Annotated in this window: 11 protein-coding genes; 3 read left to right on the plus strand and 8 right to left on the minus strand. The window is 63.5% G+C overall.

The genetic code is table 11. From position 1 onward, the window contains the following. The first annotated feature begins 436 nt into the window (after positions 1 to 436). Complete coding sequence (locus tag Q0L30_RS11870; protein WP_296655145.1) at positions 437 to 1,123, plus strand: CBS domain-containing protein; 687 nt, start codon at positions 437 to 439, stop codon at positions 1,121 to 1,123. Between the two features lie 191 nt (positions 1,124 to 1,314). On the opposite strand, the gene surE is transcribed toward Q0L30_RS11870, so the two are convergent. Then, the gene (surE, locus tag Q0L30_RS11875) at positions 1,315 to 2,103 is read right to left on the minus strand and encodes a 5'/3'-nucleotidase SurE (protein WP_296655147.1); all 789 of its coding nucleotides are present in this window, start codon (positions 2,101 to 2,103) and stop codon (positions 1,315 to 1,317) included. Positions 2,104 to 2,379: 276 nt separating this feature from the next. On the opposite strand from surE, the gene ydiK reads away from it, so the two are divergent. Together ydiK and Q0L30_RS11885 are read left to right on the plus strand one after the other, a co-directional pair. Beyond that, positions 2,380 to 3,441, plus strand: a complete 1,062-nt coding sequence (gene ydiK, locus Q0L30_RS11880; protein ID WP_296655149.1) for an AI-2E family transporter YdiK — start codon at positions 2,380 to 2,382, stop codon at positions 3,439 to 3,441. A 237-nt stretch (positions 3,442 to 3,678) separates the two neighbouring features. Then, on the plus strand, positions 3,679 to 6,348 hold the full coding sequence (locus tag Q0L30_RS11885; RefSeq protein WP_296655150.1) for an ATP-dependent Clp protease ATP-binding subunit: 2,670 nt from the start codon (positions 3,679 to 3,681) through the stop codon (positions 6,346 to 6,348). A gap of 224 nt (positions 6,349 to 6,572) precedes the next feature. Here the strand turns inward: Q0L30_RS11885 and Q0L30_RS11890 are convergent, their stop codons facing one another. The 7 genes from Q0L30_RS11890 to Q0L30_RS11920 are packed head-to-tail and all read right to left on the minus strand — an operon-like array spanning position 6,573 to position 14,499. Further along, complete coding sequence (locus Q0L30_RS11890; protein WP_296655152.1) at positions 6,573 to 8,210, minus strand: AMP-binding protein; 1,638 nt, start codon at positions 8,208 to 8,210, stop codon at positions 6,573 to 6,575. A gap of 54 nt (positions 8,211 to 8,264) precedes the next feature. Beyond that, positions 8,265 to 8,675 carry a RidA family protein gene (locus tag Q0L30_RS11895; RefSeq protein ID WP_296655153.1) on the minus strand — a complete coding sequence of 137 codons (411 nt, stop codon included), beginning with the start codon at positions 8,673 to 8,675 and terminating at the stop codon, positions 8,265 to 8,267. A gap of 43 nt (positions 8,676 to 8,718) precedes the next feature. Continuing rightward, complete coding sequence (locus tag Q0L30_RS11900; RefSeq protein ID WP_296655155.1) at positions 8,719 to 9,912, minus strand: acyl-CoA dehydrogenase family protein; 1,194 nt, start codon at positions 9,910 to 9,912, stop codon at positions 8,719 to 8,721. Between the two features lies 1 nt (position 9,913). Beyond that, the gene (locus Q0L30_RS11905) at positions 9,914 to 10,771 is read right to left on the minus strand and encodes an enoyl-CoA hydratase family protein (protein ID WP_296655156.1); all 858 of its coding nucleotides are present in this window, start codon (positions 10,769 to 10,771) and stop codon (positions 9,914 to 9,916) included. Between the two features lie 37 nt (positions 10,772 to 10,808). Continuing rightward, a complete protein-coding gene (locus tag Q0L30_RS11910) occupies positions 10,809 to 11,360 on the minus strand; it encodes a MarR family winged helix-turn-helix transcriptional regulator (RefSeq protein WP_296655158.1) in 552 nt (183 codons plus the stop codon). Then, on the minus strand, positions 11,357 to 12,142 hold the full coding sequence (locus Q0L30_RS11915) for an SDR family NAD(P)-dependent oxidoreductase (RefSeq protein ID WP_296655160.1): 786 nt from the start codon (positions 12,140 to 12,142) through the stop codon (positions 11,357 to 11,359). The genes Q0L30_RS11910 and Q0L30_RS11915 overlap by 4 nt, the downstream gene beginning before the upstream one ends. After that, positions 12,139 to 14,499: a bifunctional salicylyl-CoA 5-hydroxylase/oxidoreductase gene (locus Q0L30_RS11920; protein WP_296655161.1), complete on the minus strand. Its 2,361-nt coding sequence runs from the start codon at positions 14,497 to 14,499 to the stop codon at positions 12,139 to 12,141. The genes Q0L30_RS11915 and Q0L30_RS11920 overlap by 4 nt, the downstream gene beginning before the upstream one ends. Positions 14,500 to 14,787 lie beyond the last annotated feature (288 nt).

The raw sequence follows: 14,787 nt of genomic DNA on the forward strand, positions 1-14,787 counted from the left end.
CCGCGCGTGTCGCCCCGCATTCGAATTCCGGGCCAACGACGTGTCGATCTGGCGCAGTCCAGACGCCGACAACAATCAAACGCACTGCCTGAATGCAGTGGCACAATACGGCCTGTCGAAGCGCACCAGGGTTTATCGGAAGACTTCATATCGGATCGCCGGTTTCGGGGCGAACGCGGTAACCGGCAGCATCCGGCAGTGCCCGCGCGGCACCCCCGGCACGTCCCGCAGCCATCACCCGTAATTGGGATGTATCGGTATCCAGACGAAGCCGGGCAATATCCAGGCAATAACATTCCCGCACGTTTTTTCATATTCGTCACATAAATACAGTTGCCTGGCCGTAATGTTGAGTTGCATCAACGCCGCAGCGCAGCAAGCCACTACGCTTTGATAAGGAACACCTCCGTCAAATACGCGAACTGGGAGAAGCATCATGCGTGCAGTGGATGTCATGACCACCAACGTCATTACCGTCAAGCCGGAAATGAGTATCCGCGAGGCAGCGGCATTGCTGCTCGAGCGGCACATCAGCGGCGCGCCGGTGCTCGACGCGGACGGGTCGCTCATCGGAATCATCAGTGAGGGCGATCTGCTGCGGCGCGTCGAAATCGGCACCCAGGAGCTACGCCGTTCGCGCTGGCTCGACTTCTTTACGACGCGCGCCGATGCCGAAGCCTATGTGAAATCGCATGCGCACCGCGTGGAAGATGTGATGACACGCGACGTAATCTCCGTGGACGAAGAGGAACGGCTTTCGAGGATCGCTACGATCATGGAAACACGCGGCGTCAAGCGCGTGCCCGTGCTGCGCGATGGCCACCTCGTCGGCATCGTGAGCCGCGCGAATCTGCTTCAGGCGCTGGCGAGCAGCACGGCCGACTCGCAGACAGTATCCGCCAGCGACCGCGAAATCCGCGAAGAATTGATCGCCGAACTCGAAGGGCGTCCGTGGGCATTTGCCGGGCGGAACATCGTCGTGACCGATGGTGTCGTGCACCTCTGGGGCATCTTCAGTTCGACGGAAGCGGTGCAGGCCGTGCGCGTCGCGGCAGAGAGCATTCCGGGCGTGCGCGGCGTGGAAGACCACACAGAACCGTATCCGGTCATGCCCGGTTTCTAAACACCGGTTAATACGGGTTACAGGGCGGCGCGAATGCTCGCAGCCGCTTCATCCATCTTGATCTTCTTGATCCGCGTGCATGGCCGTTTTCAGCGGCCATGCATCGTCCACACATTGAATTCGCTGGCTGAATTAATCGCGTGAATTAATTATTGGATTTGATTACCCGAGCGCCGTGCGGCAGCCGCAATTCAGCGGCCAGCTTCGAGCGCCGACTGCAGTTTTGCAAAGGCTTGTTCGTCGGTCCGTTCGAAGCGCAGCGGCGTCACCGAGACACATCCTGAATTGACCACGGCCGTTTCCGTGTCGGGGCCGTTTTCGCGTGGCCCGCGATTGAAACGCAGCCAGTGGTAGTCGATACCGCGCGGGTCGATCTGCGGTACGACGTCGATGCCCTGAACGAGTCCAACGCCCTGGCGCGTGACTTTCAACGGGCCCACCGCGCTCGCGTCGATATCGGGAAAATTCACGTTCAGGCAGATGGGCGCGTCATGCGAGACCGCAACGAGACGGCGGATCGTGTCCGGGGCAAGTGCGCGCGCGGTATCCCAGCGCACACGTTCGCGGTCACGGAAAGTCTGGCTGAGCGCGATCGACGGCAACCCGAGCAACAGGCCGGTCATCGCCGCGCCCACCGTGCCGGAAAACATCGTTTCCACACCGAGATTGCCGCCGCGGTTGATGCCCGACAGCACGAGCGAAGGCGTCACGTCGCCCATCAGGGAACGCACGGCCATCACGACGCAGTCGCCCGGCGTGCCCATCACACCGAAGCGCCGCTCGCCCCGGCGGCTCACGCGCAGCGGCGAATGCAGGCTGATCGAGTGCGATGTGCCGCTCTGATCGTGTTCGGGCGCGACAACCCAGACTTCGCGCGCCAGTTCGGCCGCGACGGCCTCGAGCACGGCGAGGCCAGGCGCGTCGATGCCATCGTCGTTGGTCAGCAGCACGCAGGGCAGTTTCTGATCAGAAACAGACATGACGAATTTCTCCAGGCGGGACAAGTTTGGGGAGCCGTCATTATTCCAGAGTGCAGCACGGGGCTGTTATGGCCTGCTATGCCTGTTATGGCCTTTACATTCGTGACGTTCGTCACGTCCGTCATGCGCGATGTGACGCCATAATCTCGACGGCCCATCGCGCATCCGGGATAGACTGGCGCGTCAACAGCCTGGCGCGCGCTGTTCCGCAAGGAGAGCGGCCACCGGGCGCCGTATCGATTGCCGAGCGTGGCTGCATGCCGCGAGGAGGACGTAGTGAAGCCGCAAGATTCACCGGATATTGCCCGCATCCTGTTCGTCGTCGCGATTCTCTGCGCGTTGACGATCGGCTCGCTCTATGTGATGCGCCCGTTTATCCCCGGGCTCATCTGGGCGACGACGATCGTCGTCGCGACCTGGCCTGCGATGCTCGCCATCGAGCGCCGTTGCGGCAACCGCCGCTGGCTGGCCACCCTGGTCATGCTGCTGATCCTGCTCGTCGTGATGGTGCTGCCGCTCTACGAGGCGATCTCGACGCTCGCGCAGCACGGCAGCGAGATCATGAATGTGGTTCGCAGCCTGCCCGATTACACGCTCGCGCCGCCGCCGGACTGGGTGCGCGATGTGCCCGTCATGGGCGCGCGTATCGCAAGCAAATGGCAGTCCCTCTCCGACGCCGGTCCCGGCGGCCTGCTCGCGCAACTCGAACCCTATGTGTCGATTGCGGCGCACTGGCTGATCACACACGCCGCATCGGTTGGCGTATTCGTCGTTCACATGTTCGTCACCGTGATCATCACGGGCGTCCTCTACAGTCAGGGCGAACACGCGGGCGCGTACGTCGTGCGCTTCGCGGACCGCGTCTCGCCGGACCATGGCGCCGAAACGGTTCGGCTTGCGGGCGCGTCGATCCGCGCAGTCGCACTCGGTATCGTCATCACGGCGGTGATCCAGTCCGCGCTCGGCGGCATCGGATTATGGGTTGCGGGCGTGCCCGGCGCAGGCGTGCTGACCGCCGTGCTGCTGATGATGTGCCTCGCGCAGATCGGTCCGGTGCTGCCGATGGTCGGCGGCGTCGTCTGGCTCTTCGTACACGACGCGCGCGTTGCCGCCATCTTGCTGCTCGCGTGGTACGTGGTCGTCGAACTGGTCGATAAATTGCTGCGCCCCATGCTCATCCAGCGCGGCGTCCATCTCTCGATGCTGCTGATCCTCTCCGGCGTATTGGGCGGCATGTTCGCGTTCGGCATCGTCGGGCTCTTCATCGGTCCTGTGATTCTGGCTGTGTCGTCGACCCTGCTTTCCGAATGGATCAAGGAATCGCGCGCCACCGTCTGAGCCACTTTCCTTTACGAAACGCACCCAGCCAGCATGCGTTTGCACGCAGGCGCAAGGCTCGGCAGCCTGCCGACGCGCCGTCGCGTTCGACGTTACGATGTTGTCTGAACGACGGAACGGCAATCGAGCGGCAATACGGCGGTAATTCCTGAAGGCTTTCGTGCGCCAGAGCGGCACGCTGTGGTGTGAGGCGAGCGGGCGGCCGTGCATGCGGCGCGGCGCTCTCAAGGAGACGAAATGGCTCAGTTCAACTGCGACATTTGCGGCGTTCGCCCGGCGACGGTGCGGGTAGCCGTGTTGCAGGACGGCAGGCGGCGCTACATCGACGTCTGCGATTATCACTACGCGCAACTCACGCGCCACCAGCGCACGCTGAGTCCACTCGAAGCGCTGTTTCGCAGCGCGCAGCAAGAAGATGCCGCGCCGCAAGGCGTCCAGCAAACGGTGGAATCCGGCGAAAGCGCCGTCGTCGAGCGTTATTTCAGCGATGTCGCGCGCGAATTGCTGCAGCGCGCGGCCGAACGCGCGGTCCAGTACGGCCGGCGTGAAGTCGATACGGAACACCTGCTCTACGAAATCGCCGGCGATGATGCGGGTGCCGCCATGCTCACGCGCCTCGGCATCGAACCCGATGACGTGCGCGCGTATATCGATGCGAACGCGCAGAAGCGCGAGCCGTTGAGTGCGGCGGATGCGGCGCGCATCGCCGTTTCGCCGCGGCTTAAAGGCGCGCTCGACCGCGCCTTTCTCGTCTCGCGCGAGCTTCGCCATGGCTACGTTGCGCCCGAGCATCTGCTGTTCGGACTCTCGCAGGTGCCGGACAGCTTCGCGGGCCATCTGCTCGGACGCTATGCCATCACGCCGCAAAAGGTGCTGGAGCAACTGGTCGAGGCCGAAGGCGATAAACACGAACGTCCTGCCGCAAAGGGCCCCAATCCCACGCCGCATCTCGACCAGTACAGCCGCGACCTGACGGCACTCGCGAGCGAAGGCAAGCTCGATCCCGTGATCGGCCGCTCAGTCGAGATCGAGACGGTCGTGGAGGTGCTCGCGCGGCGCCGCAAGAACAACCCGGTATTGATCGGCGAGCCCGGCGTCGGCAAAACGGCCATCGCGGAAGGCCTCGCGCAGCGCATGCTCAACGGTGACGTGCCGGAATCGCTGCGTGGGCGGCGTCTTGTCGAATTGAATGTGAACGGGTTGATCGCGGGTGCGAAATACCGCGGCGAATTCGAAGAGCGCGTGAAGCACGTCATGGACGACATTGCCGCGCAGCGCGATACGCTGGTGCTCTTTATCGACGAAGTTCACATGATCGTCGGCGCGGGTCAGGGCGGCAGCGAAGGCGGCCTCGATATCGCCAATGTCTTCAAGCCGGCGATGGCGCGCGGCGAACTGAACCTGATCGGCGCGACGACGCTTGCGGAATACCAGAAGTACATCGAAAAGGACGTCGCGCTCGAACGCCGGTTCCAGCCTGTTTTTGTCTCTGAGCCGAGCGTCGACCAGACGATCAACATCTTGCGCGGCCTGCGCGACAAGCTTGAAGTGCATCACCACGTCACGATCCGCGACGACGCGCTGGTCGCCGCCGCGGAGTTGTCGGATCGCTTCGTGACGGGCCGCTTCCTGCCCGACAAGGCAATCGATCTCATCGATCAGGCGGCGGCGCGCGTGCATCTTTCGGCAACTTCGCGGCCCGCCGCGATTCTCGAACTCGAATCCGAACTCGCGCAATTGCGCCGTGAGCAGGACTACGCGGCCACGCGCAAAAATTTCGAGCGCGCGCACGCGCTCGATGAGCCAATTGCGGATTGGGAAAAGGCTTTGGCCAAAGCGACCGAGGAATGGAAGGGCCGTCTTGGCTCCGTGACCTCCGATGTCACGCCCGAGCACGTCGCCGAAATCGTTTCGAAGCTGACGGGTGTGCCCGTTACGCAGCTCACCGCCGAAGAACGCACGCGTCTGCTCGATATGGAAAAACTGCTGCATGAGCGCGTGATTGGCCAGGACCAGGCAATCGTCGCCGTCAGCGACGCGGTGCGCCGTTCGCGCGCCGGTTTGCGGCGCGGACACCGGCCGACTGCCGTGTTCCTGTTCCTTGGACCCACTGGCGTGGGCAAGACGGAACTGGCGAAGGCGCTTGTCGAGGTCGTGTTCGGCGACGAAAACGCGATCGTGCGCATCGACATGAGCGAGTATATGGAGCGCCACGCGGTGTCGCGCCTGATTGGCGCGCCGCCGGGCTATGTCGGCTACGACGAGGGCGGACAGCTCACAGAACGCGTGCGGCGCAGGCCGTATTGCGTGATCCTGCTCGACGAGATCGAGAAGGCGCACTCCGATGTTTACAACGTGTTGCTCCAGGTGTTCGACGACGGGCGGCTCACCGATGGCAAGGGCCGAGTCGTGGATTTCAGCAACACGGTGGTCATCGCGACCAGCAATCTTGGTTCGGACGTGATTTCCGGTCAGAAACGTTCGGGGCCGGGGTTTCTTTCGAGTGCCGAGGCGTCCATGCAGAACGCCGTGCTGAGCGAATTGCGCCAGCATTTCCGGCCCGAGTTTCTTAACCGCATCGACGAAACCATCGTGTTTCAGCCGCTCTCGGACGATCAACTACGCGAGATCGTGCGTCTGCAGCTGGAGCAGGTGAAGCGGATGGCGCACAGCCAGGATATCGAATTGACGTTCGACGAAAGCGTGATCGATTACCTGGCTGCCGATGGCTACCGGCCCGAATACGGCGCCCGTGAGCTGCGCCGCCAGATTCAGCAGAGCGTCGAAAACGAACTGGCGAGAGAAATGCTCAAGGGCGCGGTGAAGGAGGGCGCGAAAGTCGTCTGCCGCTACGATGCCGCGCAGAAGCGCATGGAATTCGTTACCGCGACCGAGAGTACGGGCTAGGGTCTGACGGCAGGGATTGGGTGTGGTGAATAGCGGTGTGCGCACGCGCGCATATCGCCCGTTTCCGTTGCGAAACAATGGTGCCTGATCGCGCGATGGCAATCGTATGAAAGATTTGAAATTTACCGTATTACGTTAGATTATCGATAATCTAACGCCAGTTCCGATCGGAAATCGGGAAAATAATCGGCACGCAGGCGGGCACGGAAAATCCCGCCTGAGCGTCACATCGCTCGCAGCACGGCGCGCTTGAGCTTGCCGGTTTCCGTCCGCGGCAGCGCATCGATAAAGACAACGATGCGCGGATACTTGTACGCCGCCACGGCATTTTTCACGAACTGCTGCAATTCGCCCACCATCCCAGCGTCGCCCTGGAAGCCTGGACGCAGCACGACAAACGCCTTCACCACCTGGCCTCGCAGTTCGTCGGGTGCCCCAACGACGCCGCATTCCGCCACGGCTGGATGCTGCAAGAGCACCGTCTCGACTTCCGGACCGGCAATGTTGTAGCCGGATGAGACGATCATGTCGTCGGCGCGCGCCTGATAGAACACGTAACCGTCCGCGTCGATCGAAACGGCGTCGCCCGGAAGATTCCAGCCGTCGCGCACGAATTTCATCTGCCGCTCGTCGGCCAGATAACGGCAGCCGGTCGGCCCGCGCACCGCCAGATGCCCTGTGACGCCGGGCGCGACTGGCTGGAGCGCGTCGTCCAGCGCCTGCACGACATACCCCGGCACCGCGCGCCCGATCGATCCGGCGCGCACATCGGCTCCTGCGGAAGAGACGAAGATATGGATCATCTCCGTGCCACCGATCCCGTCGATCATTTCGATGCCCGTCGCGTCGCGCCAAAGATCGCGCGTCGTCGGTGGCAGCGCTTCGCCAGCCGAAACCGTCTTGCGCAGGCTGGAAAGGTCGTGCTCTTTCGCGAGCGGCGCCATCTGCCGGTAGAACGTGGGCGCAGTGAACATGATCGTTGCGCGAAAGCGTTCGACGAGTTGCAGCAACAGCGCAGGAGTGAGCTTTTCGACCAGCACTGTCGAGGCCCCGACGCGCAGCGGGAAGCACAACAGTCCACCGAGACCGAACGTGAACGCGAGCGGCGGTGTGCCGCAAAACACGTCCTCGGCGCCAGGCTTGAGCACATGGCGCGGGAACAGGTCGCACATCGCCAGCACGTCGCGATGGAAATGCATGCAGCCCTTCGGCGTGCCGGTCGTGCCGCTCGTGAAGGCGATCAGGCACACGTCGTCGATCGCGGTATCGCACGCCGTAAAGGTCGCTGGTTTGCCGTTCGCGAGCGATTCCAGACTCTCCGGTGCGTCGTCGTGGAAATAGCGCACCTGTTTCAGATCCGCGCAGAAGAACGCATCGGCAGGATCCGTGCAGTGCGACAGTTCGCCCGCGAGCCGCACGTCACACAGCGCCGCGCCAATCTGAGCTTTATCGATGATCTGCTTGAGTTCTTTCGCGCGCAAAAGCGGCATGGTCGGCACGACCACGAGCCCCGCCTTGAGCGCCGCGAGCATGGCTACGGCCATTTGCAGCGTATTCGGGCCGTGCAGCAACACGCGATTGCCCGGCTGCAATCGCATATCCTCGGTCAGCACATGCGCGCTCCGGTCGACCAGCGCGCGCAATTCAGCATAGCTCGTGGCATGCGGTGCGCCGTCGACATCGGACCAGATGGCTGGCTGGTCGCCACGGCCAGCTTCGATGGTGCGGTCGAGCAACTCCGCCGCGCAGTTCAGGCGCGCCGGATACGCGACATCGGGATTGTCCAGCAGCAGCGCGGGCCATTGCGATTCGGGCGGCAAATGATCGCGCGCGAAGGAATCGACGTGGGCAGTAGGGTGCATAACGTCTCCGTTCAATGTTCTCGAGCTGTCTGCCGCAGCTTTGCTGTGACTCGATCAGGCCGCGCGCGCGCGCTCGGGAATGACGGCCGTGGCTTCGATTTCCACCTTCGCGTCATCTTCGATCAACGCGACGACCTGAACCGCACTCATGGCAATGTCATAGTCGCCGATCAGTTCACGAAACGCCGCACCGATCGCTTTAAGCGAGGCCAGATACTCGCGCTTGTCGGTGACGTACCACGTCATGCGGACGAGATGTTCAGGCTTGCCTCCGGCGGCTTCGAGCACCGCAACGACGTTGCGCAGCGCCTGCACGGCCTGCGCGCTGAATTCGCGGCTCGTGAAGCACGCGTTCTCGTCCCAGCCGATCTGACCGGCGATATAGACCTGCGTGCCGCTCGCGGCGACGCCGTTTGCGTAGCCGCGCGGCTTGACCCAGCCTGCGGGCAGAAGGGCTTTTTTCATGTGTCGTTCGATTCGGTGAGTGACATAGTGGGTTGCAGATGCATCACGCTTGCGCCGCCGCGTGTTCCTTGAGCAGATCGCGCCCAACGATCAGTTGCTGCACTTCCGTCGCGCCTTCGTAGATGCGCAACGCGCGGATCTCGCGATAGAGCGTCTCAACGGTCGTGCCGCTTTGCACGCCCATGCCGCCCCAAAGCTGGACGGCCGCATCGATCACCTGTTGCGCGCCCTCGCTGGCGTGCCATTTCGCCATCGCCGCTTCGCGCGTGACGTTCTCGCCCTGATCGCGCAGCCAGGCCGCGCGATAGACGAGCAGGGCGCTGCTGTCGATCGTCAGCGCCATCTGCGCCAGCTTCGCCTGCGTCAACTGAAAATCGCCGAGCGTTTGCTCGAACATCTTGCGCGACGCAGCACGCGCAAGCCCTTCGGCCATGGCGCGGCGCGCAAAACCCAGCGATGCCGCAGCAACCGAAGTGCGGAAGATATCGAGCGTGCGCATGGCGATCTTGAAGCCTTCGCCGGGTACACCGAGCATCTGGCCGCGCTTCACGCGCGCACCGGCGAAACGCAGGCGCGCAAGCGGATGCGGCGCAATCACGTCGATGCGTTCTGCAATCTCGAGCCCCGGCGTATCGGCATCGACGATAAACGCGCTGATGCCGCGCGAGCCCGGCGCTTCGCCGGTGCGTGCGAACACAACATAAAAGTCGGCGATGCCGCCGTTCGAGATCCACGTTTTCTCGCCGTCGAGCACGTAGTCTTCGCCCTCCGCGCGTGCCGCGAGCGTCATGGCGCCCACGTCCGAGCCCGCTTCCGGTTCCGAAAGTGCGAACGCGGCGAGCGCTTCGCCGCGCGCGACACGCGGCAGATAGCGCGATTTCTGCTCGTGGTTGCCCGCGAGCGAGATGGCGCCGGAGCCGAGCCCTTGCATCGCGAGCGCGAAATCCGCGAGACCGGCGTGCTTCGCGAGCGTCTCGCGCAGCAGGCACACGGCGCGCGTGTCGATCGTGTCGCCGTGGCCGCCGTATGCGGTGCCGCCCACGCCGTAGCGCAGCCAGCCGCCATCGCCGAGCTTGCGCACGAGTGCGCGACAGGTGGCGTCGATGTCGTCGTGCGGCACGTGGGCGAGATGTTTTCGCGCCCACATTTCGATGCCCGTGGCGAGCACGCGATGGCGGTCCTCGAAGAACGGCCAGGCGAGTGCGTCGTGAAGATCGATTGCAGCGGCTGCGTTCAAATCAGTCTCCCTCGAAAACCGGACGGGTCTTTGCCGCGAACGCCTCGTAGGCGCGGCCGAAATCGCGCGTCGCCATGCAGATGGCCTGCGCCTGCGCTTCCGATTCGATCGCTTCGTCGATGCTCATGGTCCATTCCTGGTGCAGCATCGTCTTGGTGATGCCGTGTGCGAAGGTCGGACCCGCGGCGAGATCGGCAGCGAGTTGCTGTGCATCGGCGAGCAATGTGTCCGGGTCGCACAGACGGTTGTAGAAGCCCCACGCCATGCCTTCGTCGCCGCTCGCGGAGCGGCCCGTGTACAGCAGTTCGGCGGCGCGTCCCTGGCCGATAATGCGCGGCAGGATCGCGCACGCCCCCATATCGCAGCCCGCAAGACCCACGCGCGTAAAGAGGAATGCAAGCTTGCTGCGAACCGTCGCGTAACGCAGGTCGGAGGCCATCGCGAGGATCGCGCCCGCGCCCGCACAGACGCCGTCGACCGCAGCGATGACCGGCTGCGGACAATGACGCATGGCCTTGACGAGATCGCCGGTCATGCGCGTGAACATCAGCAGTTCGGGCATCGGCAGATCGATGAGCGGCGCGATGATGTCATGCACGTCGCCGCCCGAGCAGAAGTTGCCGCCCGCGCCATACAGCACGACGGTTTTGATGTCGGTGGCGTAGGCGAGCTGGCGAAAGAGGTCGCGCAACTCGGCATACGATTCGAACGTGAGCGGATTCTTGCGCTCAGGGCGATTGAGCGTGATGGTCGCGACGCGGCCTTCGACCGACCAGCCGAAGTGTTGCGCGCGGTAGCCGGCCAGCGTGACGCGATTGCCCGCGAAAAGCGCGCCGGCGTCGGAACGTGTTGTCGTCAAGATATGTCTCCTGTGATGCCTGTTCTCCAGCAGCGGTTCAGTCTTGCTGGCTGTCGCGCAGATGCTGCTTGAGCTCGCCGAGGCGCTCGTGCATTTCCGACTTGTCGTCGAGTGACAGGCCGCCGAACATCTCGACCACCCATTGCTCGTGCGCAACGGCCATGCGATCGAACAACGCGCGGCCTGCGGGTGTGAGGCGCACCGCGATCGAGCGGCGGTCGCCGGGATCGACATCGCGCACAACCAGGCCTTCTTTTTCGAGTTGATCGGTAATGCCCGTGACGTTGCCGCCCGTGACCATCATGCGGCGCGACAGCTCGGTCATGCGCAGCCCCTCTGGATGGCGTTCGAGCTGCGCCATGAGGTCGAAGCGCGGCAGTGTCGTGTCGAACTCGATGCGCAGGCGGCGGCGCAGTTCGGTCTGCACGAGATTTGTCGTGGTGAGCAGGCGTAACCACAGACGCAGGCCCATATGGCTGTCCGCGCCCGTGCTCATCTCCATGTCGACGACGTTATCGGCCGGCATCGCAACACCTTTGCGCGGCGTCTTTGCGGCGGACGTCTTGCGGGAGGACGCGGGCGAGGTCATGTGATTTCTCCACCAGAAACAGATAGGGACTGCCCGGTGATCGCGGACGAACCGGGCGCGCAGAGCCACAGCACCGCGTTGGCGACCTCGTCGGGCGTGACGAAACGCTGCTGCGGGTTGTGGCGCACGAGGATGCTGCGTGCTTCGGCGATGCTGCGCGATGTTTTACGCGCGATCTGCTCGAGCGATGCATCGAGAAGCTCGGTTTCCGTGTAGCCCGGACACACCGCGTTGACGGTCACGCCCTGCGTGGCGACTTCGAGCGCGAGCGCGCGCGTCATGCCGATTACGCCGTGTTTCGAGGCGCAATATGCAGCCACATAGGGATAACCGACCTGACCCGCTGTACTCGCAACGTTGACGATGCGCCCTTGTTTTTGTGCGAGCATGCCGGGCAGCACGGCGCGCGCGCAGAGGAACGTGCCGGTCAGATTCACGTCGAGCATGCGTCGCCACAGCGACAGATCGGTTTGCACGAACGGCGCAGCCTGCGCCTGGCCCGCGTTATTGACGAGAACGTCGACGGTGCCGAAGCCTTCGGCTGCATGCGCAAAGGCGGCGTCGACAGCGGTTTCGTCGCTGACGTCGACGCTCACGCACGCCACGTTTTCGCCGCCGCCGAGCGTCACACGCCGGCTTTCGAGGCGCGCACCGTCGCGGCCCATGAGTGTGACGCGCGCGCCCGCGCGCAGCAGGGCAGCCGCGGTTGCCGCACCGATGCCGCTGCCGCCGCCCGTCACGACGGCGTGACGGCCAGAGAGAGATTGCGCTGTTGTGTTCATACCGCTCCTTCCGCGCGCTGCGCACGTTGAAGCGGAGACAGGCCCGCGCTGGCCGCGGCCATGGCGCGCTCGCGCTCGATATTGCGTTCGAGTTGGGCCTTGGCCGCCGTGTACTGGCGCGGCCACATCACGTCGAAATAGCCGATTTTCGCGGCTTCGGTAAGTGTCCACGCAGGATTCGCGAGGTGCGGACGCGCAATCGCACACAGGTCCGCACGGCCCGCCGCGATGATGCCGTTGACGTGATCGGCTTCGGAAATTGCGCCGACCGCGATGGTCGGAATGCCGGCCTCGTTGCGGATGCGGTCGGCAAACGGTGTCTGAAACATGCGGCCGAAGACCGGACGCTCGTCCTTGCTCACCTGACCTGAGGAGACATCGATCATGTCGGCGCCCGCCGCCTTGAAAGCGCGCGCGATCTCGACGGCATCGTCGGGCGTGTTGCCGCCTTCAACCCAGTCGTGAGCTGAAATCCGCACGGAAATCGGTTTGTCCTTCGGCCAAACCTCGCGCATGGCCGCGAACACTTGCAACGGGTAGCGCAGCCGGTTGTCGAGCGATCCGCCGTATGCATCGGTACGCCGGTTCGTGAGCGGTGAGAGGAAACTCGACAGCAGATAGCCGTGTGCGCAGTGCAGTTCGAGCCAGTCGAAGCCCGCTTCAGCCGCCATCTGTGTCGAGCGCACGAATTGCGCCTCGATTTCGCGGAGTTCCTCGATGCTCGCCTCATGCGACCATTGGCTCACGCCTTGCAGATATTGCTGCGGCGAAGCCGAGACAAGCGACCAGTTGCCATCGGGCAGTGGCTGGTCGATGCCTTCCCACGCAACGCGCGTCGAGCCCTTCGCACCCGAGTGACCGAGCTGAATACCGATCTTCGCATCCGACTGCGCGTGCACGAGATCGACGATGCGGCGCCACGCATCGCGCTGTTCGGACGTGTACAGGCCCGGACATCCCGGCGTGATGCGCGCCTCGGGAGACACGCACGTCATTTCGGTCATCACGAGTCCCGCGCCGCCCATTGCGCGCGCACCGAGATGCATGAGGTGATAGTCGCCGGGCACGCCGTCGCGCGCCGAGTACTGAGCCATCGGCGACACCATGACGCGGTTTTTCAACGTAACGCCGCGCACCGCGTAGGGCGTGAACATCGGCGGCACGGCGCGCTCGCCAGCACCGGCTCTCGACGCGAGCCACGACTCGAAACCGCAGAGGTAGCGCGCGTCGCGCTCGCGCAGATTTTCGTGCGAGATGCGTTGCGAACGCGTGAGCAGCGAATAGGCGAACTGTTCGGGCTCGAACTGCGCGTAGCGCTCGACGTGCTCGAACCATTCCGTCGAATTGCGTGCGGCGTTCTGGATCCGCAGCACGTCCACGCTGCGCACGCTCGTGTAGTGCGCGAGCGCGGCGCGCAGGTCGCCCGGATGCGCATCCATGCTGTTGGCGAGTTCGATGGCGTCTTCGAGCGCGAGCTTCGTACCGGAGCCGATCGAGAAGTGCGCGGTATGGGCCGCGTCGCCCATCAGCACGACCGGGGTCTGGCGGCCCTCTGCGCGCGGCTTCCAGTGCACCCATTCGCGGTTGACGACACGGGGAAAGCGGATCCATTGCGACGAGCCGCGCAGATGGGCCGCATTCGAGCGCAACGTATGGCCATCCAGATAGCGTGCAAAAAGCCTTTCGCAAAACGCGATGCTGTCTTCCTTGCTCATCGTGTCGAGACCTGCGGCACGCCACACGTGCTCGGGCGTTTCGACGATGAATGTGGACGTGCTGTCGTCGAAGCGATAGGCGTGCGCCTGAAACCAGCCCCATTCGGTTTGTTCGAACGCGAAGGTGAACGCATCGAAAAGCTTCGAGGTGCCGAGCCATACGAAACGGCAATCGCGCACGTCGATGTCGGGCTGATAGGTGGCCGCGTACTTCTGGCGCGTGGCGCTGTTGAGGCCGTCGCTCGCAATGATCAGGTCCGCTTCGCCGACATCGTCGTCCGTGCTTTGCGTCTCGAACACGAGCTTCACGCCGAGCGCTTCACATCGCGCTTGAAGGATATTCAGGAGGCGCTTGCGGCCGATGCCGCAAAAACCGTGTCCTGACGAGCGGATCGTGCGGCCGCGAAAATGAATTTCAATGTCGTCCCAATGATTGAACGCGTCGAGAATTTCGCCCGCGCTTTCGGGGTCGGCGACACGGAGATTGCCGAGCGTCTGATCCGAAAACACCACGCCCCAACCGAAGGTGTCATAGGGCCGGTTCCGCTCGAACACCGTGATTTCGTAGTCCGGGTGACGGCGCTTCATCAACAGGCCGAAGTACAGGCCGGCGGGGCCGCCGCCAATACAAGCAATGCGCATGCTCGCTCCCTTGCCTTGGTTATTCCGTGTTTCGCAGATTCAATGTAGAGCCAGTTACTTTAGGTGTCAAGTAAATTGATGGGATGACGAGGATGCTGCGATGCGCTGGTACTGCGCATACTTGCGGGAACCGGAACGGCGACGACGCCTCAACACTGAGACATGCTTTAAATCGGGGATGCCCGATTCAGGGTGTCTTTTTGCCGACAAGATTGGGTAAAGGTGCGGCACAAGGAGCACGCGTGTGCTGTCTGATCGCGCAAACCGCGCACCGAAGTTGTCAGCGTG

The sequence above is a fragment of the Paraburkholderia sp. genome (assembly GCF_024281035.1).
Classification (GTDB): Bacteria; Pseudomonadota; Gammaproteobacteria; order Burkholderiales; family Burkholderiaceae; genus Paraburkholderia.